Origin of the sequence: Nocardioides humilatus, assembly GCF_008373755.1 — a bacterium.
Classification (GTDB): domain Bacteria; phylum Actinomycetota; class Actinomycetes; order Propionibacteriales; family Nocardioidaceae; genus Nocardioides; species Nocardioides humilatus.
Genome location: NZ_VUJV01000003.1, coordinates 605,783 through 627,891, shown reverse-complemented (window position 1 = coordinate 627,891; position 22,109 = coordinate 605,783). Strand labels below are relative to the sequence as shown.

22 protein-coding genes are annotated in these 22,109 nt (G+C 70.4%); 14 read left to right on the top strand and 8 right to left on the bottom strand.

Annotated features, from left to right (window positions below):
• Window positions 1–74: 74 nt before the first annotated feature.
• The 5 genes from paaA to paaE are packed head-to-tail and all read left to right on the top strand — an operon-like array spanning window position 75 to window position 3,644.
• Window positions 75–965 (top strand): 1,2-phenylacetyl-CoA epoxidase subunit PaaA, encoded by an 891-nt coding sequence (gene paaA, locus F0U44_RS10840; protein ID WP_246160417.1) that lies wholly within the window; start codon window positions 75–77, stop codon window positions 963–965.
• Window positions 962–1,249 carry a 1,2-phenylacetyl-CoA epoxidase subunit PaaB gene (gene paaB, locus F0U44_RS10835; protein WP_149728297.1) on the top strand — a complete coding sequence of 96 codons (288 nt, stop codon included), beginning with the start codon at window positions 962–964 and terminating at the stop codon, window positions 1,247–1,249. Before paaA ends, paaB begins: the two co-directional genes overlap by 4 nt.
• A complete protein-coding gene (gene paaC / locus F0U44_RS10830) occupies window positions 1,249–2,082 on the top strand; it encodes a 1,2-phenylacetyl-CoA epoxidase subunit PaaC (protein ID WP_149728296.1) in 834 nt (277 codons plus the stop codon). The genes paaB and paaC overlap by 1 nt, the downstream gene beginning before the upstream one ends.
• Window positions 2,079–2,561 (top strand): 1,2-phenylacetyl-CoA epoxidase subunit PaaD, encoded by a 483-nt coding sequence (gene paaD, locus F0U44_RS10825; RefSeq protein WP_149728295.1) that lies wholly within the window; start codon window positions 2,079–2,081, stop codon window positions 2,559–2,561. The genes paaC and paaD overlap by 4 nt, the downstream gene beginning before the upstream one ends.
• Window positions 2,562–3,644, top strand: coding sequence for a 1,2-phenylacetyl-CoA epoxidase subunit PaaE (paaE, locus tag F0U44_RS10820; RefSeq protein WP_149728294.1), 1,083 nt, complete (start codon window positions 2,562–2,564; stop codon window positions 3,642–3,644).
• Between the two features lie 4 nt (window positions 3,645–3,648).
• Here the strand turns inward: paaE and F0U44_RS10815 are convergent, their stop codons facing one another.
• On the bottom strand, window positions 3,649–4,248 hold the full coding sequence (locus F0U44_RS10815; RefSeq protein WP_149728293.1) for a TetR/AcrR family transcriptional regulator: 600 nt from the start codon (window positions 4,246–4,248) through the stop codon (window positions 3,649–3,651).
• A gap of 62 nt (window positions 4,249–4,310) precedes the next feature.
• Here F0U44_RS10815 and F0U44_RS10810 point away from each other — a divergent pair, with 62 nt between their 5' ends.
• The 4 genes from F0U44_RS10810 to F0U44_RS23725 all read left to right on the top strand — a co-directional run bounded on the left by F0U44_RS10810 (window position 4,311) and on the right by F0U44_RS23725 (window position 9,059).
• Window positions 4,311–5,114 (top strand): enoyl-CoA hydratase/isomerase family protein, encoded by an 804-nt coding sequence (locus F0U44_RS10810; RefSeq protein ID WP_149728292.1) that lies wholly within the window; start codon window positions 4,311–4,313, stop codon window positions 5,112–5,114.
• Window positions 5,115–5,258: 144 nt separating this feature from the next.
• On the top strand, window positions 5,259–5,927 hold the full coding sequence (trhA, locus tag F0U44_RS10805) for a PAQR family membrane homeostasis protein TrhA (RefSeq protein WP_149728291.1): 669 nt from the start codon (window positions 5,259–5,261) through the stop codon (window positions 5,925–5,927).
• A gap of 17 nt (window positions 5,928–5,944) precedes the next feature.
• Window positions 5,945–6,892 (top strand): alpha/beta fold hydrolase, encoded by a 948-nt coding sequence (locus tag F0U44_RS10800; RefSeq protein WP_188113428.1) that lies wholly within the window; start codon window positions 5,945–5,947, stop codon window positions 6,890–6,892.
• Window positions 6,893–7,001: 109 nt separating this feature from the next.
• Complete coding sequence (locus F0U44_RS23725) at window positions 7,002–9,059, top strand: choice-of-anchor D domain-containing protein (RefSeq protein WP_188113427.1); 2,058 nt, start codon at window positions 7,002–7,004, stop codon at window positions 9,057–9,059.
• Here the strand turns inward: F0U44_RS23725 and F0U44_RS10780 are convergent.
• Genes F0U44_RS10780 through F0U44_RS10760 form a run of 5 tightly spaced genes read right to left on the bottom strand, consistent with a single transcriptional unit; the run spans window position 9,038 to window position 13,937 of the window.
• The gene (locus F0U44_RS10780; RefSeq protein ID WP_149728287.1) at window positions 9,038–9,667 is read right to left on the bottom strand and encodes a TetR/AcrR family transcriptional regulator; all 630 of its coding nucleotides are present in this window, start codon (window positions 9,665–9,667) and stop codon (window positions 9,038–9,040) included. The genes F0U44_RS23725 and F0U44_RS10780 overlap by 22 nt on opposite strands.
• Before the next feature lie 5 nt (window positions 9,668–9,672).
• Window positions 9,673–10,803 (bottom strand): hypothetical protein, encoded by a 1,131-nt coding sequence (locus F0U44_RS10775; RefSeq protein ID WP_149728286.1) that lies wholly within the window; start codon window positions 10,801–10,803, stop codon window positions 9,673–9,675.
• Window positions 10,800–12,314, bottom strand: a complete 1,515-nt coding sequence (locus F0U44_RS10770; protein ID WP_149728285.1) for an FAD-dependent oxidoreductase — start codon at window positions 12,312–12,314, stop codon at window positions 10,800–10,802. Before F0U44_RS10770 ends, F0U44_RS10775 begins: the two co-directional genes overlap by 4 nt.
• Before the next feature lie 58 nt (window positions 12,315–12,372).
• The gene (locus F0U44_RS10765) at window positions 12,373–13,176 is read right to left on the bottom strand and encodes an SDR family oxidoreductase (protein ID WP_149728284.1); all 804 of its coding nucleotides are present in this window, start codon (window positions 13,174–13,176) and stop codon (window positions 12,373–12,375) included.
• Window positions 13,173–13,937: an SDR family NAD(P)-dependent oxidoreductase gene (locus F0U44_RS10760; protein ID WP_223163644.1), complete on the bottom strand. Its 765-nt coding sequence runs from the start codon at window positions 13,935–13,937 to the stop codon at window positions 13,173–13,175. The genes F0U44_RS10765 and F0U44_RS10760 overlap by 4 nt, the downstream gene beginning before the upstream one ends.
• A 30-nt stretch (window positions 13,938–13,967) precedes the next feature.
• Here F0U44_RS10760 and F0U44_RS10755 point away from each other — a divergent pair, with 30 nt between their 5' ends.
• The 5 genes from F0U44_RS10755 (at window position 13,968) to F0U44_RS10735 (ending at window position 19,997) form a co-directional block, all read left to right on the top strand.
• Window positions 13,968–15,296, top strand: a complete 1,329-nt coding sequence (locus F0U44_RS10755; protein ID WP_149728283.1) for a flavin-containing monooxygenase — start codon at window positions 13,968–13,970, stop codon at window positions 15,294–15,296.
• Window positions 15,293–15,955 (top strand): TetR/AcrR family transcriptional regulator, encoded by a 663-nt coding sequence (locus F0U44_RS10750; protein ID WP_223163643.1) that lies wholly within the window; start codon window positions 15,293–15,295, stop codon window positions 15,953–15,955. Before F0U44_RS10755 ends, F0U44_RS10750 begins: the two co-directional genes overlap by 4 nt.
• The gene (locus F0U44_RS10745) at window positions 15,952–16,905 is read left to right on the top strand and encodes an alpha/beta hydrolase (protein WP_149728282.1); all 954 of its coding nucleotides are present in this window, start codon (window positions 15,952–15,954) and stop codon (window positions 16,903–16,905) included. Before F0U44_RS10750 ends, F0U44_RS10745 begins: the two co-directional genes overlap by 4 nt.
• Entirely contained in the window at window positions 16,898–18,475 is a 1,578-nt protein-coding gene (gene fadD1, locus F0U44_RS10740) for a fatty-acid--CoA ligase FadD1 (protein WP_149728281.1), read from the top strand. The genes F0U44_RS10745 and fadD1 overlap by 8 nt, the downstream gene beginning before the upstream one ends.
• 187 nt (window positions 18,476–18,662) lie before the next feature.
• Window positions 18,663–19,997: a hypothetical protein gene (locus F0U44_RS10735; protein WP_149728280.1), complete on the top strand. Its 1,335-nt coding sequence runs from the start codon at window positions 18,663–18,665 to the stop codon at window positions 19,995–19,997.
• A 30-nt stretch (window positions 19,998–20,027) separates the two neighbouring features.
• On the opposite strand, the gene F0U44_RS10730 is transcribed toward F0U44_RS10735, so the two are convergent.
• Both F0U44_RS10730 and F0U44_RS10725 read right to left on the bottom strand, forming a co-directional pair.
• A complete protein-coding gene (locus F0U44_RS10730) occupies window positions 20,028–20,642 on the bottom strand; it encodes a PaaI family thioesterase (RefSeq protein ID WP_149728279.1) in 615 nt (204 codons plus the stop codon).
• 9 nt (window positions 20,643–20,651) lie between these two features.
• Window positions 20,652–22,082: a hypothetical protein gene (locus tag F0U44_RS10725; protein ID WP_223163642.1), complete on the bottom strand. Its 1,431-nt coding sequence runs from the start codon at window positions 22,080–22,082 to the stop codon at window positions 20,652–20,654.
• Window positions 22,083–22,109: the final 27 nt, after the last annotated feature.

Sequence of the window (22,109 nt, the reverse complement as noted above, 5' to 3'; positions counted from 1 at the left end):
GGACTTGCACACCGTCCCGGGGCGTTGCACAATCATTACCGACCGATAGGTCAGTAATGCGGGAAGGATCCCTGGTGACGGCGGCAGCGGACGAAGATCTTGCGGCGGGCTTCGACGCCACCATTGCCGCCGGCGACCGGATCGAGCCACGCGACTGGATGCCTGAGGGCTACCGGAAGACGCTCGTACGTCAGATCGCCCAGCACGCGCACTCCGAGATCATCGGCATGCAGCCGGAGGGCAACTGGATCACCCGCGCTCCGTCCCTGCGACGCAAGGCGATCCTGCTCGCGAAGGTCCAGGACGAGGCCGGCCACGGGCTCTACCTCTACTCGGCGTGCGAGACCCTCGGCGTCTCCCGGCGCGACCTGATGGAGCAACTGATCAGCGGTGCGCAGAAGTACTCCTCGATCTTCAACTACCCGACGCTGAGCTATGCCGACGTCGGCACCATCGGCTGGCTCGTCGACGGCGCCGCGATCTGCAACCAGGTGCCGTTGTGCCGCACCTCCTACGGCCCCTACGGCCGCGCGATGATCCGGATCTGCAAGGAGGAGTCCTTCCACCAGCGCCAGGGCTATGAGCTCTTGGCGACGATGATGCGCGGCACCGACGAGCAGCGGGCGATGGTGCAGGAGTCGGTCGATCGGTTCTGGAAGCCGGCGCTGATGATGTTCGGCCCGCCTGATGCCGACTCGCCCAACACCCAGCAGTCGATGGACTGGGGCATCAAGCGCCACACCAACGACGAGCTCCGCGCGCGGTTCATCGAGATGTCGGCTCCGCAGGCCGCGGCGCTCGGCGTGACGCTGCCGGGCAACGACCTGGACTGGGACGAGTTCTGGCGGATCGTGAAGGGCGGCGGACCGTGCAACGCGCAGCGGATCGCCCACCGGAAGAAGGCCCACGACGACGGTGCCTGGGTCAGGGAAGCAGCGACGGCGTATGCGAGGAGCCCGCGATGACCAACAGTGACTGGCCGCTCTACGAGGTCTTCGTGCGCAGCAAGCGCGGCCTCAACCACGTGCACGTGGGCTCGCTCCACGCGCCCGACGACGCGATGGCGCTGCGTCACGCGCGCGACGTCTACACGCGCCGCAGCGAGGGCGTGAGCATCTGGGTCGTGCGCTCCGACACGATCACCGCGTCGAGCCCGGGGGAGAAGGACCCGCTCTTCGCGCCGAGCGGCGACAAGGTCTACCGCCACCCGACCTTCTACGACATCCCCGACAACGTCCCCCACATGTGATGAACGACGACCACGATTCCGCCTACGCCGGCCTGCTCGTCGATGACGCCCACTGGGCCTTCGGCGAGGCGGCCCACGACGACCCGCTGGCGGGCATGGACACGAGCATCCCCGCGGGGGTGGACGCGACCGAGCTGGCGTCGTACTGCCTCGAGCTCGGCGACGACGCCCTCGTCCTCGCCCACCGCCTCTCGGAGTGGTGCGGTCGCGCGCCGGACCTGGAGGAGGACATCGCGCTCTCCAACATCGCGCTCGACCTGCTCGGCCAGGCGCGGCTGCTGCTGACCCGAGCGGCGACGGCCGACCCCTCCGTGGTGCCGCCGCTGCCGGACGGCTCGCCCGTGCCGCCGGAGGACGCTCTGGCGTTCTTCCGCGACGACCACCAGTTCCGCAACACCAACCTGGTCGAGCTGCCCAACGGGGACTTCGCCGAGACGATCTGCCGGGTGTTGGTGTGGGCCACCTACCGGCTCGCGCTGTTCGAGCGGCTCGCAGCCCACCCTGACGGCGTGGTGCGCGCGGTCGCCGCGAAGGGGGTCAAGGAGCTGGCCTATCACCGCGACTTCGCCGCCCAGTGGTTCGTCACGCTCGCCCGCGGCACCGAGGAGTCGCGCCGCCGGCTCCACACCGGACTGGCCCAGGTCTGGGGCTACCGCCACCAGCGTGGGGAGGATGCCGTGGCCGAGGCGGTGCTCGCCGAGGTGCTCGCCGCTGCAGGCGTCGCGGCTCCAGACGTAGGTCCGGTCGCAACCTCGTCGCACACCGAGCACCTCAGCCGGATGCTCGCCGAGATGCAGGTCGTCGCCCGTGCTCACCCGAGGGGCCGGTGGTGAGGGCCGCGGCGGAGGTCGCGGCCGAGGTCGTCGACCCGGAGCTGCCGATGTTGACCCTTGCCGACCTCGGGGTGCTGCGCTCGGTCGAGACCGAGGGCGACGCGGTGGTCGTGACCATCACCCCGACCTACTCCGGCTGCCCGGCGACCGCCGCCATGCGCGACGACCTGGTGCACCGCCTCCGGCGGGAGGGGTACGACGACGTGCGGGTCGCCATCGCCCTGCATCCCGCGTGGACGACCGACTGGATCACCGAGGGCGGTCGGCGTGCGCTCGCCGCGGCCGGCATCTCGCCCCCGGGGCCTGCGCGCACCGGACCGGTGCCGCTCACCGTCACGCCGGTCCGCCGGCAGCTGACCTGCACCCGCTGCGCCAGCAGTGACGTCGAGCTCACCTCCGAGTTCGGTCCGACGGCCTGCACCGCGCTCTACCGCTGTCGGTCGTGCGGCGAGCCGTTCGAGCACGTGAAGGAGATCTGAGTGAGCGCCGGGGCAACGCAGGTCGCGGAGGCGCGCACCACCTTCCACCCGCTCGCGGTGGCAGCGGTGGAGCGGCTGACCGACGATGCCGCGGCGGTGTCGTTCGTCGTACCTCCCGAGCTAGCCGAGGCCTACGCCTTCGCGCCCGGCCAAGCGGTGGTGCTGCGCCGCACGATCGAGGGGGTCGAGCACCGGCGGCACTACTCGATCTGCGCGCCGGCCGGCGCGCCGCTCCGTATCGGCGTGCGCGAGGTGCCGGACGGCCTCTTCTCGCGGTGGCTCGTGCACGACCTGCGACCCGGCGACCTGGTCGAGGTGGCGACGCCGACGGGAAGCTTCCACGCAGACCCGGAGGAGGGCGGGCGGCACCTCTGCATCGCGGCCGGTTCGGGTATCACCCCGATGCTGTCGATCGCGACCTCGGTGCTGGCCACGCCGAGCAGCCAGGTGACGCTGCTCTACGGCAACCGCACCACGTCGACGGTGATGTTCGCCGACGAGCTCTCGGACCTGAAGAACGTCCACCCGGCGCGCTTCGAGCTGGTCCACGTGTTGTCGCGGGAGCCGCGCGACGTCGAGCTCTTCACGGGCCGGCTCGACGCCGAGCGGCTGCGTCGCATCCTGACGACACTGGTGCCGATCGACGTCGACCACGTCTGGCTGTGCGGGCCGTTCGCGATGCTGGCCGACGCCCGAGCCGTGCTTGGCGAGCTCGGGATCCCGGCCGACCGCGTGCACGTCGAGCTCTTCTACGTCGACGAACCGCCGCCGCCCGTCCACCACGCCGACCGCGTCGTGGAGGGGATCACGAGCGAGGTGGCGGTCATGCTCGACGGTCGGCTCACCACGACCGCCGTACCTCGCGACCGACGCATCCTCGACGCCGTCCAGGAGGTGCGCAGCGACCTGCCGTTCGCCTGCAAGGGCGGCGTCTGCGGCACCTGCCGCGCCCGCGTGGTCGAGGGCGAGGTCGAGATGGTGCGCAACTACGCGCTCGAGCCCGACGAGGTCGAGCGCGGTTTCGTGCTCACCTGCCAGAGCCTGCCGGTCAGCGATCGCGTGGGTGTCGACTTCGATGCGTGACGGATCAGCGCAACAGGCCCTCGAAGGCCAGCGCCGCCAACGCGTCGGCGAGGTGCTCGGCGCTCTCGTCGTGTCCGGGGCGCACCCACTCGACGAGCGAGTTGACCATGCCGAAGAGCAACCGGCTCAGCAGGTCGGGAGCGATGTCGTCGCGCAGCTCCCCGTCGGCCGCGGCCGCGCGGACCATCGCCGCCAGTCGGTCGTCGAGCGCGCGGCGTCGCGCCAACGCGTCCTGCTCCGCGGCGCTGTTGCCGTGCACCCGCAGCAGCAGCGTGACGGCCGGAAGGTGCTCGACGAGCACGACGACGCTCGTCCGCACCGCCGTGCGCAACCGCTCCGTCGCGGTCAGGCCGCTCGCGGCCTCGATCCGGTCGAGTGCCTCGGTCAGGGCGCCGAGCGCCTCGTCGAGGGCCTGCTGGAGGAGGTGCTCCTTGCTCGGCACGTGGTGGTAGATCGCCGACTTCGACAGGCCGAGCTCGCTGGCCAGGTCGCCGATGCTCGTGCCGTCGTAGCCCTTCTGGTTGAAGAGCTCGATCGCCCGGCGCAGCACGGTGGCCTGGTCATAGCCTGGCCGTCCGCGCCGCGGCGCAGCCTGCTCGTCCAACGGTGCCCCCCATCTGTGCCCGTCCACCCGCACACATTCCCACGACCCCCAGGGAGTCAGCCATGACCGACGCACCGGTGTTGATCGATCGCTTGGCCGACAGCACAGGCGCGGTCGCGATCGTGACCCTCAACCGGCCCGACCGCCGCAACGCGCTCACCGTCGACCTGAAGGAGGCGCTGGTCGCCGCCCTCGCCGAGGTCGCGGGCGATGAGAGCGTGCGCGCGGTGGTGCTCGCCGGTTCGGGCCCGGCCTTCTGCGTCGGCCAGGACCTGGGCGAGCACGCGGCCGCACTCGACGCGGACGCGACCACCGCCTTCGACACGGTTGCCGCGCACTACGCGCCGATCGTCACGTCGCTGGCGACGATGCCGAAGCCGGTAGTGGCGGCGGTCAACGGCACGTGCGTGGGAGCCGGGCTGGGCTTCGCCCTCGCGTGCGACCTGCGGGTCTTCGCGGCCGGCACGACGCTCGGTACGGCGTTCTCGGCGATCGGCCTCACCTGCGACTCCGGCCTCGCCGGCACGCTCCCGCGGGCGGTGGGCGAGGCCAAGGCGCGCGAGCTCGTGCTGCTCGGTCGCAACTTCACCCCCGAGGAGGCCGTCGGCTGGGGGATCAGCGGCGAGATCGTCCCCGCTGAAGAGGTGCTCGCGGCCGCGACCAAGATCGCCACCCGGCTGGCCGCCGGGCCCACCCTCGCCTACGCCGAGTCGAAGCGGCTGCTCGCCTCCGGTATCGACCGTCCCCTTGCCGACACCCTGGCCGCCGAGGGCGACGCCCAGGCCCGGTGCGGTCGGACGCAGGACCACGCGGGCGCCGTACGGGCGTTCCTCGACCGGGACCGGCCGACCTTCTCCGGCCGCTAGCGCTAGTCCTTCGGGACTAGTCGGGACCGCACGCTCTCCCGTTGGGGGCGCCTGCGCAGTTGACTACCTTCGAGGAAGACCTACCCCCCGAGGTCGCCACGACGGTCGATCCGTCGATGCAACGACGGACGGGAGGCCGGCGCCATGACCATTGCACTCGAGGCACCCTCGGACCTGATGGCCGTGCTGCGGCCGCGCACGCGGGGCTGGGTCCACGCGGGGCTCACCCCGGTCGTCGCCATCGTCGGTCTCGTCCTCGTCCTGGCGGCCGACGGCGGTTCAGAGCGCGCAGCGATCGCCGTCTTCGGCGGGTCGTCCCTGCTCCTCTTCGCCGTCTCGGCGGTCTACAACCTCAAGCCGTGGGAAGGTGCGCTCGGCACCTGGCTGCAGCGGCTCGACCACGCCAACATCTACGTGCTCATCGCCGGCTCCTATACGCCTTTCGCCGTGCTGCTGCTGTCCGGAGCGGCGAGCGTGACCATGCTCGTCCTGGCTTGGTCGGGCGCCACGATCGGAGCGGTGTTCCGGCTCGGCTTCCCCCGCGCGCCGCGGTGGGCGACGACCGGTTCTTACCTCGCGCTCGGGTGGGTCGCGATCGCCTTCACGCCCCAGCTCCTCGGCTCGGGCCGGCCGGCAGCACTGGCGCTGCTGCTGGCCGGCGGGGTCCTCTACTCCGTCGGAGCCGTCGTCTACGCCCGTCGCCGGCCGGACCCGTGGCCGGCCTGGTTCGGCTTCCACGAGGTCTTCCACTGCTTCACCGCCGCAGGATTCGTCGCCCACTGCGCCGGGGTGTTCCTGCTCCACGGCGCGTGATCGGGCACCATGCCAACGTGACGACCGACGTGAACAAGACGCTGCTGCGCCCCTGGCCGACCGTGACCGACGGCGCCCTGGACGTGGCCGGCCGGCCGGTACGGGTGCTGCGCGCGCCCGGCCGGGGACCGTCGGCCGACCGCCCGCAACTGCTCGTGCACGGGCTGGGCGGCTCGTCCGTGACCTGGATCGAGGTGATCGAGGGCCTTGCCGAGCAGGGCCCGGTGGTCGCGCTCGACCTCCCCGGCTTCGGCCGTACGCCCGCCGGTGAGGACGCGATCACCATCGACGGCTACGTCGCCTTCGTGCTCGCGGTCGCCGACACGCTCGGCTGGGACTCGTTCACCCTCCACGGCAACTCGATGGGCGGCCTGATCTCCACCCTCCTCGCGGCCGAGCATCCCGACCGCGTCGACCAGCTGGTCCTGGTCTCACCTGCGCTGCCGCCGCGGACGCCGCTCGGCTTCCTCTGCCCGAGTCGCCCCACCATCGACCAGATGGTGCCGATCGCCCTGTCCTCGCTCAGCGCGCTCGCGCTCGGCGTCGTCGGTCTGGCCGGCCCCGGCCTCACTGCGCGTCGCAACCGCGCGATGCTCGGGCTGATCTACTCCGATCCCGAGGGCATCGACCGCGCCGTGCTCGACCTGATGGCGGCCGACTTCGCTGAGGACATCGAGGGGGTGGATCGCCGGCGCACACTCCTGGCCGCGACCCGCTCGATCTCCGCGCTGTGGGCCGATCCGCGCAGGGTCTGGCGAGCGGTCCACGCCGTCGAGGCGCCCACGCTGCTGCTCGGCGGCACCCACGATGCGCTCGTGCCCGCGAAGGTCCTGCGCTCGGTCCTCGCAGCGCGCCGCGATTGGGTGGGCCACGTCCTCGACGACCGGCGCCACGCGCTGATGATGGAGGATGCCGAGACCTACCTGAGGCTGTTCGACGGCTGGTCGGCCGACGCCGCGGCGTAGCGCCTGAACCCACCGACTGGCCCGGACGGACTATTTTCCCGGCCCGCCGCGCGCCCCTAGTCTCGATGGTCCGTGCTCCCGTCTCGGCACAGCAGACTAGGTCCACTCGATGTCGGTTCTTGCCCCTTCATCCCTGCGAGGCCGGGCTGCGGTCGCGCTCGCCGGAGTCCTCGCCACGACCGGCGTCGTCGCCCTCGACGTCGTCTCGGCCGCGGCCGAGCTGCCACCTCAGTGCCAGCAAGTCGTCGCGGAGGTGACCTGCACCTTCACCGGGGCACCGGGCAGCACCTTCACGCTGCCCGTCCCCGATGAGGTGACGAGCATCCACGTGCACGCCGTCGGTGAGGTCGGCGAAGCGAGCGTGGACCAGAGCGGTCTGACCGACTCCAGGCCCGGCGGGCGCCCGGCCGTGATCGACGCTGACATCCCGACCGCGGTCGGCGACAGCTTCTCCATCGAGTTCCGCGACGACGGGGGAGCGGCGACCGGCGGTGGCGGGGACGGCGGCGGCTCGACCGTCGTCACGCAGGTCGGTGGCGGGCCCGTTCTTCTCCAGGCCGCTGGTGGTGGCGGCGCAGGCGGCTTCTTCACCAGTCAGGGAGCCGCTGGTTCGCGCGGCGGCCACGCCGGAGCGGCCGGAGCGTCGTCGGCGGGCAACGACGGCCCCGGCCAGGCACAGGGCGGTCGGCCCGGTGGGAGCTCGAGCGGCGGCGCCGGGGGCATGGGCGGAACGGTGACATGCACCTTCGTGCCCGACGAGAGCTTCGGCCCCGGGTCTCCCGGAGGGGCCACGGGAGGTGACGGTGCGGACTCGACGTACGGCGGCGGCGGTGGTGGCGGTGGCTACTTCGGTGGTGGCGGTGGGGGCGGCGGCGGCCGGCACAGCGCATGTCCCAACCGGATGAATGCTGGCGGCGGTGGCGGCGGCTCCAGCATCGTCCCCGCGGGCGGCACGTTGACGGTCCCGGCGACCGTCGATTCCAGGCTCGTCGTGATCACCTACACACTCGAGCCGCGCGCCGAGCACGACCCGGCTGCGCTCGTCTTCGGCACCGAGGACGTCGGTCGGACCGGCACCAGCCAGACCGTGGTCGTGACCAACGACGGCGTAGGGCCGCTGGCCTTCGGCGGGGCCGCGATCACCGGCCCGGGAGCCTCGAGCTTCGCGACCACGAGCGACGCCTGCAGCCACCAGCAGGTGCCCGTCGGCGAGTCCTGCTCGGTGGTGGTCCAGTTCCGGCCGCAGGCCCTGGGGGCGCTGTCAGCGACCCTCACGCTCCCGGACAACGCTTCCGCGACACCCGACGACGTGAGCCTGTCCGGCACGGGTCGGGCTCCCGCCGACCTGAAGATCCTCGGTGCGGGGTCGGTCTACACCGGGCAGGGCCATCTCGTCACCCGCGGCGTCACCGAGTCCGGGAAGCTGCGGACCTACAAGGTGGGCATCCTCAACGAGGACACCGTGGCCCGCTCCTTCAAGGTGCGCCTGACCCAGTCGGGTGCGACGGCGACGGCCAGCCTCTGGACGACCGGGGCGGGCGCGCACGAGCTGCCGGTCGACGGCGGGGACTACGTGACCCCGGCCATCGCTCCCGGGAAGGCGGGGGCCTACCTGCTCAAGGTCACGCCCACCGCCGTCGGCCAGACGACCTCGAGGGTCGACGTGGACCTGCTCACCGACCTCGGCGTCCTCATCGAGGGCATCGACACCGAGACGAACACGGCTGCACCTTCTGCCGGAACCACGGGCTACGAGCTCTTCGTCAAGAACGGGTCCCAGCCCTCCATCGGCGGGCCCGTGTCGGGACAGACGATGACGGGGCCGGCGCTCAAGGTCGGGCAGAAGGCCACCTACAGCCTCCGACTGCAAAACGACGGCGCCGGTTCGGGACCGATCGGCCTGCACGTCTGGGACCTGTCGGCCTGTCCCGCGTTCACGACGACCGTGAAGGTCGGCAGCACCGACATCACAGCCGCCGCGATGGCAGGGACCTATTACACGCCGGTGCTGGCCCCGAGCAAGCACAAGACGGTCGTGGTCACCGTGAAGCGCGTCAGCATCGGTTGTGGTGCGACGAACCTCCTGGCCCGGTCCCTCGACAGCGGAGGGCCGGTGCGGTCGTCGTACCTGCTCACCAACGCGGCCTACGACGCAGCGACCGACTGAGCGGGATCGGCGCCGCGGCGGAGCGCCGGTCCGAGCCATCGCCGGACGAGGGCCCGCAGCTGATCCTCTGACCGTGGCGGGTCTGCGGGGTACTGCAGGAAGGACCCGAACAACCGCATCAGGATCTCGGCGAGGTCCTCGAGCTCGTCGTCGACGACGCCGATCTCGGTCCAGTCGACGGGGATCCGGCGCAGGATCCCGGCGCCGACCTCGACGGCCATCGGCGAGGTGACGTCGCGGCTGAAGACCTCGGTCTCCCCGGCCATGAAGAGAGCCCCGATGTGGGGTTCCTCCGGGATCGCCTGCAGGGCGAAGACGATCGACTCGATCGCCGCCTCCGCGGGAGTGCTGAAGGTCGCGAGGTGTCGCTCCATCCGGTCGACGAAGTCCTCGAGCCCTGCCTGGGCCACGGCGCCGAGGAGCTCGGCCAGGTTGGCGTAATAGCGGTAGACGGTCTGGCGCGTGACGCCGAGCTCGCTCGCCACGTCGGACAGCGTCGTCTTGGCGGGCCCGAACCTCGCCAGGCACGCCTCTGCGGCCGCGACGATCCGCTCGCGCGCCTCGTCCTCGGTCCGTGGCGGCCTGCCTTGCCAACCGTGATGACCCACCGCGCTCAGCCCACCTCGACCGTTCGCGGGGTGGAGGTCCGGCGCCGTACGCCGTGCAGTGCGCCCAGGACGGCGGCGGCGCCGAGGAAGCAGGCGATCGTGTAGAGCCCGCTGCCGATCGGGGTGCCGTCACTCGTGATGCCACCGTCGGCGTCGAAGAACGCCGGGAGTGCCGTCAGCCAGAGTGCCGCCATCCCGGCAAGGTAGACGACCGGGTAGATCCGCGCGAAGGCGGTCATCGGCTCGGGTGTCGCCGAGCCCCGTCGCCGGACGTGGTCGACGAGGATCCACGCTCCCGCTGCCCAGACCAGGGCGAGCTCGATCCCGAGGACCCAGGCCTGGGCGGTGATGTTGGGGGTCTCGCCGCCGAACACGCCCGACGGAATGCCGAAGAGCGCCATCGACGGCGGGGTGAGTACGCCGGCCACCGCGATCCGCCACCCGAGCGACCACCCGCGCCGCGGGCCGCCGTCCGGGGCGCGGGAACCCACCAGCTTGATCGCGAGGAAGGTCATCACACCGAACGAGACCGATGCGAAGAGCAGCATGCTCGTCATCGGCACGGATGCCAGCGTGGGGTGGTTGACGTCGATGTTGGCGTCGTTCCACCCCCACCACTTCAGCTGTGGCCCGAGCTGGTCGAAGATCTCGTAGAAGACCTGGCAGACGAAGGCGACCAGGATCGACCCGACGAGTGCGCCGCGGTCACGGAACACCCCCATCACGCGAACGACCTCGTAGACGAGCTGGCTGAGGGCCGGGTAGATCGCGATGATGTAGAGCGGGAGCCGGTCCCACATGAACTGCACCGTGAAGATGTTGTGGGCGAAGATGAAGCCGTACTGCTTGTCCAGCCCGAACCACTCCGGGAAGTAGAGCGGTGGCTCGGTGACGAAGAGGTAGATCAGCGACGCGCACCAGATCGCGATGTTGATCGGGTCGCCCGCGCGCAGCCGTCGCAGGGCGTGCACCAGGGCGAACACCGCGCCGCCGATGATGACCAGCTCGAGGACCGGCATGGTCCCGTTGGCGAGGTCGAACGGGTTGTGGAAGGAGACGACCGGGCTCACGTCGTGGCAGTCGAACCCGAGGGCCTTCGTGACCTGCTCCGCGGCCTTCTCGCACGACGTGCTCATCGGGTGCCTGCCATCTCGATCGGGTGGTCCACGGCCTCGGGCGTCCAGTCGGTGTCCGGAGGATCCTGCTGCGCGTCGAAGCCGAACGGGACGGTGCGGCGGCCGAGCATCGTTCTCACCTGGTGGCGCACCAGTCCGCCCAGAACTCGGGGATTCTTCATCATGTCGGCCATCGACTCGTCGAGGTTGAAGACGCGCCCGAAGTGCTCGTCGATGACCGCGTCCTCGCGGGCTGCGCCCGTGATGAGGTTGAACGCCTGCCAGGCCATCGCTGCAACGATCTTGCGCTGCCAGGCCGGCAGCGTCTCGGTGCCGGTGGCGCACTCGTAGCCTCGGTCGCGGGCCATGGCCATGCCCCACGGGACCTTGAGCCCCTTGCGCTGCTCGGCGAGGAACCGCTTGAAGAACCGCTGGTCCAGAGGCTGCCCGGAGGCTGCGGCCTCGTCGAGGTGCGCGCGCAGGATCAGCGCCGAGCCGGACGCCGCGCTGATGCCCTGGGCGTAGAACGGATTGAACGCGCAGATCGCGTCGCCGATGAAGACGATGCCTGACGGGACCTGGGGGAGCTTGTCGTAGCGGCGCCACTTGTTGCCGGTCGAGCGGGTCAGGTGCACCTCCGAGACCGGGTCGCAGGCCGCCATCGCCTCGGCAAACAGCGGCGCCCGAACCCGCTCGGCGGAGGCGACGAAGTCGTCCGTCGTACGGGGCATGTCGATGCCCCACGACCCCATGCACGCGATCGTCCGGCCGCCCTCGATGGGGAAGAAATTGACGAGGAACTCGTGCTCGGGCGGGTGCTCGCCCTTGTGCTGAGTCGGCATGATCACCAGGTGCTGCCACCACCAGGCGGCAGGGCGGGCCTCGGGAGCCGGCAGGTCGTACCACCGCGACGTGTAGGTGACCTTGGCGTCCAGTGTCTGCACCGGCGTCTCGGCCCAGCCGGCGGCCACGAGCCAGTCGGACACCGACGAGCCGCGGCCCAACGCATCGACGACCAGGTCGGCGTCGATCCGCTCGTCACCGACTTTGTCGCTGGAGAAGGCGACGCCGGTGACCCGCCCCTGCGCGCCGCCACCGTCGGCCGTCTCGATGCCGCGCACGGAGACGCCCTCGCGGATCACGACGTTGCTGAGCTCGCGCACCTTGTCGCGGAGCACCCGCTCGATCAGGATCCGCGAGCTGTAGACCATCGTCATCGACGACTTCTTGCGCGAGGCCCAACCGGTGCGCTCGAGGTAGGCCGCGTCCATCGACGGCATCAGGTGCAGGCCGCCGGCCGCGATCAGGTCGTCCTCGAAGCCGGGGAACAGCTCACCGATCGCGCGACGCCCCGAGTTGAGCAGGAAGTGCGGGTGCTTGCTCTGCGGTACGCCGCGCCGGTGCTCGGCGTCGGCTGGCAGCTCGTCGCGCTCGAGGACGAGGACCTCCTCGAAGTGAGGCGCGAGAGCACCCGCGGCGCACAGGCCCGCCATGCTCCCGCCGAGGACGACAGCCGTCTTACCCAGACTCATCGGATCTCCATTCATTCATACAAAGTGTGGATGAATGTATGGTTGGCCTGATTCGTTGTCAACGGGCGGCGAGCTTGCGCTGCCGATCGACGAACTTGATCGACGCACGCTGGGTGAAGCCGGGGGCGACGCGCTGGAGACGATGCGCGATGCGGGCCTGGACCGGCTCGATCACGAGCGCCTCATCGGCAGCGACGGCCGCGAGCACGCGCGCGGCGAGCGCGTCGGGGTCGACCGGCTTGCGCACGCCCTGGCCCTTGAGGAAGTAGTCGCGCCCGCGGATCTTGCCGAACTCGCCCTTGTCGAGGATCGGGGTGTTGACGGCGGCCGGGCAGATCGCGGTCACGCCGACGTGGTGGGCCGCGGCCTCCGACCGCAGCGCGAGGGAGAGGCCGACGACCGCGTGCTTGGTCATGACGTACGACGTCAGCAACCCGGCCGCCATCAGCCCGCCCATCGACGCGGTGTTGACGATGTGGCCGCCGTCCTGGCGGATCAGCTGTGGGTAGGCCGCAGCGACGCCGTGCACGACGCCGCGGATGTTGACGTCGATGATCGAGTCCCACTGGGCGAGGGTCAGGTCCTGGGTCTCACCGATGAGGCTGATGCCGGCGTTGTTGAACATCAGGTCGAGACGGCCGTGCTCGGCGACCACGTCGTCGACCAGTGCCTGGACGGCGCCGGCGTCGGTGACGTCGAGCTTGACGCCGTCGGCCGGCGGCTCGAGGTCGGCGGCGATCGCCGTCGCTCCCGCTGCCCGCAGCGCCTTGACGAGGGCGGCCCCGATGCCGGATCCGCCTCCGGTCACGACAGCGACCTTGCCGTCGTACCAACCCTGGGGGTGTGCCTTCGCCCTGCTCATGCGAAGGCCTTCATCACGAGTCCGTGCAGGTCGGGGTAGCGCTGGAGGTGTGCTCCGCCGTTGATGTCGATGTTCTCGCCGGTGATCCAGGCGGCGTCGTCGGAGAGCAGGAAGCGCAGCAGCGCGGCGATCTCCGCGGGCTCGCCGCTGCGGGCGAGCGGGGTGTTGTCGAGGTAGGCGTCGCGCACGCCGGGGATGTCCATCGCGGGCGCGGTGAGCGGGGTGACGACGAGGCCGGGGGAGACCGCGTTGACGCGGACCCGCCGCGGTCCGAGCTCGAGGGCGGCGACCTGGGTGAGCATCACCAGGCCCGCCTTCGCGGAGCAGTACGCCGCCATGCCCGTGCCCGGCTGGCGGGCGTTGAGCGACGAGAGGGACACGAGCGCACCGCCATCGGTGATGCGGGCGCCGCCGTGCTTGAGCACGAGGAACGCGCCGGTCAGGCACACGTCGATCACCCGACGGAACTCCGCCGCGTCGTGCTCGACGATCTGGCTCAGCGTGCTGACGCCGGCGCAGTTGACGACGCCGGTGAAGCCGCCGTGCGTGGTGACGACCTTGTCGAAAAGGGCGGCGACCGACGCCTCGTCGGCGACGTCGACCCGCACGGCTGCAGGGTCGTCGGCAGGGGGATTGAGGTCGGCGACGACGACGGTGTGGCCGTGGGCGCGGAGGTCCTGGGCGGTGGCCTCGCCGATGCCGGAGGCGCCGCCGATCACGACGGTGACGGGGGATTGACGCTCGTCAGAATTGATTGACACGTGTCAAACGTAGCCCATACGGTGGGTCATGTGAACCCCACCACAGCGATCATCGGCGCCGGCATCAGCGGCCTCACGACCGGCAAGATGCTGACCGACTACGGCGTGCCCTACACGTGCTTCGAGTCCTCTGACCGCATCGGCGGCAACTGGGCGTTCGGCAACCCCAACGGGCACAGCAGCGCCTACCGCTCGCTGCACATCGACACCTCGAAGGAGCGCCTCTCCTTCCGCGACTTCCCGATGCCGGACAGCTACCCGGACTTCCCGCACCACACGCAGATCAAGGACTACCTCGAGTCCTACGCCGAGGCCTTCGACCTCAAGCCGCGCATCGAGTTCGAGAACGGCGTCGCCCGCGCGACGCGCCTCGAGAGCGGCGGCTGGGAGATCCTCGACCAGGCCGGTGACACCCGACGCTTCGACCACCTGGTCGTCGCCAACGGCCACCACTGGGACCCGCGCTTCCCCGACTTCCCCGGTGAGTTCACCGGGGTGGCGATCCACTCGCACCACTACATCGACCCCCGCACGCCGGTCGACTTCTTCGGCAAGCGGATCCTCGTGGTGGGGCTGGGCAACAGCGCAGCCGACATCGCGGTCGAGCTGTCCTCGAAGTCGCTGCAGACCAAGGTGACGCTGTCGACCCGCAGCGGCGCCTGGATCGTGCCGAAGTACGTCTACGGCAAGCCCGCCGACACGATGTACCGCACGACGCCGTACCTTCCGCTCGCCTGGCAGCGCAAGATCATGCAGAAGGCGCAGTTCATGAACGGCTCCAACGGCGCGCTCTACGGCCTGCCCGAGCCCAACCACAAGTTCTTCGAGGCGCACCCGACGCAGTCGGTCGAGCTGCCGCTACGGCTCGGGTCCGGCGACGTCACGCCGAAGCCCAACATCACCCGGCTCGGCGGGGAGACCGTCCACTTCGACGACGGCACCAGCGACGACTTCGACGTCATCGTGTGGGCGACGGGCTACAACATCACGTTCCCGTTCTTCGAACCGGACTTCCTCAGCGCGCCCGACAACCACTTCCCGCTCTTCAAGCGGATGTACAAGCCCGGCATCGACGACCTCACCTTCATCGGCTTCGCGCAGTCGACCCCGACGCTCTTCCCGTTCGTCGAGTCGCAGGCCCGGCTGGCTGCCGCCCACCTGGTCGGCGCCTACGCGCTGCCGCCGATCGCCGATATGGAGCGGGTGATCAAGGAGGACGAGGCCAAGTACGTCGGCCACGTGCTCAAGACGCCGCGCCACACCCAGCAGGTCGACTACTTCATCTACGAGCACGACATCCGGGCTCGCGAGATTCCCGCCGGTCGTCAGCGCGCGGTTGCGCGGGCGGCGGGGCGATGAGCACGGGCGACGCGATGAGCACGGGCGACGCGATGAGCAGCGGCGACTGGGACCGTCTGGTCGATCGCCGCGGTCCCAACCGCGGCGACGCCCGTCGCGACGCGCTGCTGCAGGCCTTCGACGGGCTGCTGCGCGAGCAGACCCTCGACGAGATCAACGTCGCGGAGATCTCGCGGCGCGCAGGGGTCACCCGGTCGGCGTTCTACTTCTACTTCGAGAGCAAGGCGCTGGCCGTCATGGCTCTCATGCAGGACCTCTACGACGACGCGCTCGACGCCAACGAGCTGCTCATCAAGGCGGAGGGCACTCCTGAAGGGCGGTTCCGCGCGGCGATCACCAAGCTCTTCGACTCCGTCGACACCAGTCCGCACACCTACCGCGCCCTGCTCGAGGCGCGGGCGTCGAGCGCGACCGTCCGCGAGATGTGGGACGCGGGTCGGGCCGACTTCGCCCGCATCATCGCCGGGATGATCGAGACCGAGCGCGCCGCCGGTCGGGCGACCGACGGGCCCGACGCCGGCGCGGTCGCCGCGGTCCTGCTCGATCTCAACGACCACGCGCTCGAGCGGCACTCGCTCGGCTCCGGCCCCGCGCGCGACCTCCACATCGAGTCGCTGGCCTTCATCTGGCTGCGCACCATCTACGGGAGCTCCTCATGAACCTTCAGACCCTGACCTTCGTCTCCGAGGGCACCACCTGCGAGGCGACGCACTACGTCGCCGCCGACGACTCGCTCGCCACTTCTGCGGGCCGACCGGTCGTCGTCATGGCGCACGGGCTCGGCGGCACACGTGACTCGGGCCTCGAGCCGTTCGCCCGTGGCTTCGCCGCCGCGGGTCTCGACGTGCTCGCGTTCGACTACCGCGGCTTCGGTGGCAGCGCGGGCTTCCCGAGGCAGACCGTCTCGCTCGAAGGTCAGCTGGCCGACTTCCGTGCGGCGATGAAGGCGGCCGCTGCGCTGCCCGGCGTCGACCCGACGCGGATCGTGCTGTGGGGCGTCTCCCTCGCCGGTGGCCACGTCCTTCGGGCAGCGGCGGACCGCACCGACGTCGCCGCCGTGGTCTCGGTCGTGCCGATGGTCGATGGCATCGCCGCAGCGGTCCACGCGACCGCCACCCACACCAAGAGCGAGCTGCTGCGCGCCACCGCCCGCGGCATCCGCGGCCGGGTGTCGGCGCGAGCCGGACGCGGCTCGGTGATGATGCCGATCGTCGCGCGCCCCGGCGAGATCGGCGCGATGACGCTGCCCGGTGCGCTCGAGGACTACCTGGCGATCGCCGGACCGACCTGGCGCAACGAGATCGCCGCCGACGTGGCGCTCGAGCTCGGCTCCCGCAAGCCGCAGGCCGACGCCGCGCGCATCACGTGCCCCCTGCTCGTGCAGATCGCCGACTTCGACCAGAGCGCGCCGCCGTACGCCTCGGCGAAAGCAGCGTTCAAGGGCAAGGCCGAGGTGCGGCACTACCCGTGCGACCACTTCGACATCTTCGAGGGCAAGCCGTGGCACGAGCCCGCGCTCGCGCACGCGGTGTCCTTCCTGGTGCGCCACCTGACGCCCTCCGCCACCGACACTGCCGCCGCTCCGGCGCTGGAGGTCATCGATGCCTGAGACCGTGCAGCAGCTGGTCCGTGCGCTGGCGGACAGCTCGGCCGTGGGCCTTGCGTTCGAGGACGACCGATGGACCTGGGCCGAGACCGTCGGCGACGCCGCGGCTCGAGCGCGGGTGGTGCGCTCGTGGGCTGATCCGGAGCGACCGCTGCACGTCGGCGTACTCATGGAGAACACGCCGGAGATGGTCCGCGCCCTCCTGGCCGGCGCCGTCGGCGGGCACGTCACGGCTGGCATCAACGCGACGCGTCGCGGAGCGGCACTGGCCGCCGACGTACGACGGGCGGACTGCCAGGTCCTGCTGACCGATGCCGAGCACCTGCCTCTGCTCGACGGTCTCGACCTGGGTGGCGCTCGGGTGGTCGACACCGACGGCGAGGAGTGGGCATCGCTCTGCGCGGGTGCGGCGCGCGAGGTCGACGGCTTCCCCGAGGTCGGCGCGATGGACACGTTCATGCTGATCTTCACCTCGGGCACGAGCGGTGACCCGAAGGCGGTGCAGGTCAGCAACTTCATGGTGGTGATGGCGGGCAGCGTCTTGGCCGACAAGTACGCGCTCACCCCCGCCGACGTCTGTTACTGCGCGATGCCGCTCTTCCACTCCAACGCGGTCATGTCGTCGTTTGCGCCGGCCCTGTGCGGCGGTGCGGCGATCGCGCTCGCGCGGAAGTTCAGCGCGACCGGTTTCCTTTCGGACGTCCGAAAGTACGGCGCCACCTACATGAACTATGTCGGCAAGCCGCTCGCCTACGTCCTCGCGACGCCCGAGCTGCCCGACGACGCCGACAACCCGCTGCGGGTCGCCTTCGGCAACGAGGCTTCTGACCGCGACATCGAGGAGTTCGGACGTCGCTTCGGCTGCACCGTGTGGGATGGCTTCGGCTCGACCGAGACCGCGGTCATCATCACCCGCACCGACGACACCCCGGCCGGCTCGATCGGCCAGCCCTTCGAGGGCGTGGCCGTCTACGACCGGGAAACTCGCACCGAGTGCCCGCGCGCGGTCTTCGACGGCACCGGCGCGGTGACCAACCTCGACGAGTGCGTCGGCGAGCTGGTCAACACCCAGGGCGCGGGCTTCTTCAGCGGCTACTACAACGACGAGGCGGCGACCGCCGCGCGACTCGATGGCGGGATGTACTGGTCCGGCGACCTCGGCTACCGCGACGAGGCCGGCTTCATCTACCTCGCCGGCCGCACCGACGACTGGCTGCGCGTCGACGGCGAGAACCTCGCCGCCGCCCCGATCGAGGCGCTGCTCCTGCGACACCCCTCGATCAGCCAGGCGTGCGTCTACGCCGTACCCGATGCCAACGTGGGGGACCAGTTGATGGTGACGCTGGTGCTGCGCGACGACGCCAAGCTGGAGGCGGTCGACTTCGAGGCGTTCCTCGCCGCACAGCCCGACCTGTCGCCCAAAGCCTGGCCGCGCTACGTGCGCCTTGCCGACGAGGTGCCGACCACGGCCACCAACAAGGTGCTCAAGCGCGCGTTGCGTGCTGAGGGCCTGGACACAGCGGACCCGGTCTGGGAGCGCGAGGAGCGGGGCACGGGCTACGTCCAGAGATGAGTCCTCCGGGCCATGTGCCTAGTCCGGATGGGCGGTTCCGTGTCGTGGACCCGGCGAGCATGCTGAGGGGTGGTCGGGTCCCGGGCTGACCGTTCAAGGTCAGGAGCGTGGCGTGGGGCCGACAAGAAGACTTTTGGGTGTGTCGCTGGTGGTGGCGTGCGGCGCTTTGGCCGCGCTCGCTCCAAGCGTGGCTCGTGCGGACGGGGAGGCGGACACCACCCCGCCGACCGTCCAGGGCGTGCCCGACCGGGATCCCGACAGCGGGTTCTGGATCGGGGACGAGGGGCGTTGGTACACCGACGACGTCACCATCTCCTGGCGGGTCACCGATGCCGATCCGAGCTCCGGGATCGTGTCGAGGCCGGCGGCCCAGGTGATCTCGGACGAGGGTGTTCATCGCGTGGTCTCGGACGAGGCGTGCGACGCCGCCGGCAACTGTGCGACCGGGGCCGTCACCGTCGGGATCGACAAGACCGGGCCGATCGTCGAGCTGTTCCCGCGGCCCAACGATGAGGGTTGGTACACCGCACCGACGACGGTGACGTTGTTGTGCAGGGACCTCCTCTCGGGCATCGTCACCTGTGCCAACCCAGTGGCGCTGACGGGGGGTGACTCCCACGTCTCCGGGACCGTTGCCGACGTTGCGGGCAACACGACTCCCTACGAGCTGAAGTTGGATGCCACCCTTCCGGACTCCTGGGTCCACCTCCCGTACTGCATCGAGGGTCAGCGCGTGTGTGCAGGGTCGCTCTACGCCGAGTTCGGCGCGGCCGATTCCGAAGGCAGCTCCGGGGTGAAGGAGATCCACTACCGGATCGAGGGTGACGGCGCGGCCGAAGAAATCTCAGGCGTGCTCCCCCCGAACGACGGCTGGGACATGAGCGGGATCTGGGCGGCCCTCAATCCGGAGGGCGGGACCGTCAAGTTGACGCACTGGGCAGTCGACCGTGCAGGAAACGTAGGGACGCCGAGGGTTGGGTATGCGACGGTCGACGCGAAGGCGCCGACCATCCGCGCCATCGTTCACCCGGCGCCGAATGCGGCTGGCTGGAACAACACGACCGTCATGGTGGCATTCGATTGTCGGGACGAGTCCTACGGCCATTGGTGCGTCCCACGGTTCCCTGACTGGGTCTACGTCGACCAGGACACGCCGGGCAGGACGGTCACGGGAAACGCCGGCGACCCGTTCGGTCACCGGTCAAGTCTCAGTTTGGTCATCAAACGGGACACGCAAGCTCCGACTGCGACGATCAGCCGCAAGGAGGGCCGGAGCGTGAGCGGCACCGCGGGCGACACGTTGTCCGGGGTCAAGACGGTCACGGTCACGATGTCGACGTCGGGACTGCTGTCGAACTACACGAAGACCGACACCGTCACCTGTGACGGCGGCACCTCGTGCACCTGGTCGGTCACGCTGCCCCGCAGCCTGCTGACCAAGTGGCACATCGTCGCGGTGGCGACCGACGTCGCGGACAACGCGAGCGCTCCCGTGCGCAGGACCTTCGGACCGCTTGAGTAGCCGCACCAGGACCGCGGCCGGTCCCACCGTCTATTGCCGGAGGACGATGAACAGGCCCTCGGCGGTGACGGTCGTGCCGTCCTCGTCGGCGATGTGGCCGGTGATGAAGATCTTGCGACCCTCAGTCCGCTGGATCTCGGCCTCGACGTGCAGCCGGCCGAGCTTGGTCGGGCGGAGGTAGCGCAGGCTGATCGTCCCCGTCGCGGCGACGGTCTCGATGCTGCCTCGGCTCGCGACCTCGCCGAGGATCTGGTCGAGCACCAGGGCGCAGTAGCCGCCGTGCACGTGTCCGGGCGGTCCTTCGTACGCCGCTCCGAGCTCCACGTCGATCCGGGCGCTCGTCGGGCCGGTGTGCTCGACCACCAGCGGCGGCGCGAGAGGGTTGCGGATCCCGTTGCCCAGGTTGTCCCACGGGATGCTCTCGCCCTCAGGGGTCAGGGCCATGCCCTGGCGCGTCGACGCAGGATGCGCGCGCAGGAGCTCGGCCGCGGCGTCGATCTGGGCCTTGGCCTGGTCGACCACCTGGTTGTCAGCGTCGACGTGCAGAGCCGCGTCGATGAGCTCGCGGATCGACTGCGTGAGCGGCTCGTAACGAGCGCGCAGGGACGCCACTTCGTCGCTCGACATCTCCGCGAAGTCCCACATGGGGCGACCCTAGAGCAGCAGCTCGAACCCTGGGCTGCCGTAGATCTCTCCGATGGCTCGTCCCCCGGGATCTCGGAGGATCTCGATGTCCCTGGTGCCGAGCCGGGTGACCGAGCGGGCGAGGCCGTGGGGAGAGATCCACCGGTAGGCGCCCAAGCCGATCTGGCGGCATTCGTAGGTGAGGTGGGTCTTGGCGCGGTGGTGGCGTCGCGTCAGTGGGCCGTCGTTGTGGTCGCCGGTCTGACCGGGTGGACCTTTCGGGTCGTACGGCGTCGGGTGGTCGTGGTCCAGCCGAGCAGTGCTGCGGCTGGTGGAGTGCGGGAATACGTCGCCGCCGGTGCGGAGGAGGGTGCGCTGCTTGACCGCCGCTGGGTGCTCGTAGCTGTTGACCGCCTTCACGGTGCTGAGGTCGATCACCGGCTGTACGACGACGTCGCGGCCCTCGAACAGCTCGGGCAGCTGCGCGGCGAGGACGGGACCGTAGTCCTCGACGCGGGCCACGCCCGGGACCTGACCGCAGAGGACCTTGTCGGTCACGAAGATCGTGATCGTGGCGGGCTTGCGCTTGCGCCGCGGCTTGACGGGCTCCGGCTCGGGGTCGACGGAAGGGTCGGGGTCGATCGAGCTGAGGAAGGCTGCCGCCTGGTGCGGGTTGGTCATCAGCATCTCGAACGCCTGCAGGCGGCAGTCGGCGAACGACGGCCGATCGCCGTCAGCGTCGGTCTCGGTGTTGTCGAAGATGACCTCCGCGAGGTCGTCGACGTTCTCGTCGGCCCGCACACCGGTGCCGGCCGAGACCTTGGCGGTGATCCGGCGCGTGGCGGGTTCGCCGTCGTCGTCGGTGATCTCTCCCGGACGCACCCGGTTGAGCCACACGCCCGTGCTCCTGGCGTCTTCCTCGAGCTTGGCGCGGTGCAGGTCGGGATCGGCCTCGATGACCTTGGCCTCGGCGAGCTCGATGAGCCGGCCGGGGGACTGGTGCACCGCGGCGGCGACTGCGGCATCCACCAACCCGACCCGGTCGTTGCTCAGCTTGCGCGTCAGCCGCACGATCTTGCGCCACAGCCACTGGTCGATCTCGAGCCGCAGGACGGCTGCGCCGAGCAAGGGCATCCGGTGCCGCAGGTCGAGGGCGTCTGCGGCGAAGTTGGAGGTCGAGACCTCGCCCGCGCGCCGTGCCATCGCGAGCTCGGCGAAGGACAGGTCGGCAACCTTCGGGGTGCCGTCGCCGCCGATCTGACGCAGGTAGTTGCCACCCTTTCTCTTGGGGGCTGCGCCCGGCTCGGCCTGCGGGTCGCCGGAATGGAGGTCGCACCAGTGCAGGACGAGCTCCATGTCCTCGACGTCGCCAGCTCGTCGGGCGCGCACGCGCGACTCGACCGCGGCCAGGGTGGCCGTCGAGTCGAGAGAGGTGAGGTCGTCGTACGTCATGTTCGTCATACAACACGAAGGGTCCGACACAACCCC

What these genes read in the sequence shown, in the direction of transcription:
- paaB (WP_149728297.1), top strand. Translation starts at nt 962, where the DNA reads ATGACCAACAGTGACTGGCCGCTCTACGAGGTCTTCGTGCGCAGCAAG.
- paaC (WP_149728296.1), top strand. Translation starts at nt 1,249, where the DNA reads ATGAACGACGACCACGATTCCGCCTACGCCGGCCTGCTCGTCGATGAC.
- F0U44_RS10810 (WP_149728292.1), top strand. Translation starts at nt 4,311, where the DNA reads ATGACCGACGCACCGGTGTTGATCGATCGCTTGGCCGACAGCACAGGC.
- trhA (WP_149728291.1), top strand. Translation starts at nt 5,259, where the DNA reads ATGACCATTGCACTCGAGGCACCCTCGGACCTGATGGCCGTGCTGCGG.
- F0U44_RS23725 (WP_188113427.1), top strand. Translation starts at nt 7,002, where the DNA reads ATGTCGGTTCTTGCCCCTTCATCCCTGCGAGGCCGGGCTGCGGTCGCG.
- F0U44_RS10775 (WP_149728286.1), bottom strand. Translation starts at nt 10,803, where the DNA reads ATGAGCACGTCGTGCGAGAAGGCCGCGGAGCAGGTCACGAAGGCCCTC.
- F0U44_RS10770 (WP_149728285.1), bottom strand. Translation starts at nt 12,314, where the DNA reads ATGAGTCTGGGTAAGACGGCTGTCGTCCTCGGCGGGAGCATGGCGGGC.
- F0U44_RS10765 (WP_149728284.1), bottom strand. Translation starts at nt 13,176, where the DNA reads ATGAGCAGGGCGAAGGCACACCCCCAGGGTTGGTACGACGGCAAGGTC.
- F0U44_RS10750 (WP_223163643.1), top strand. Translation starts at nt 15,293, where the DNA reads ATGAGCACGGGCGACGCGATGAGCACGGGCGACGCGATGAGCAGCGGC.
- F0U44_RS10745 (WP_149728282.1), top strand. Translation starts at nt 15,952, where the DNA reads ATGAACCTTCAGACCCTGACCTTCGTCTCCGAGGGCACCACCTGCGAG.
- fadD1 (WP_149728281.1), top strand. Translation starts at nt 16,898, where the DNA reads ATGCCTGAGACCGTGCAGCAGCTGGTCCGTGCGCTGGCGGACAGCTCG.
- F0U44_RS10730 (WP_149728279.1), bottom strand. Translation starts at nt 20,642, where the DNA reads ATGTGGGACTTCGCGGAGATGTCGAGCGACGAAGTGGCGTCCCTGCGC.
- F0U44_RS10725 (WP_223163642.1), bottom strand. Translation starts at nt 22,082, where the DNA reads ATGACGAACATGACGTACGACGACCTCACCTCTCTCGACTCGACGGCC.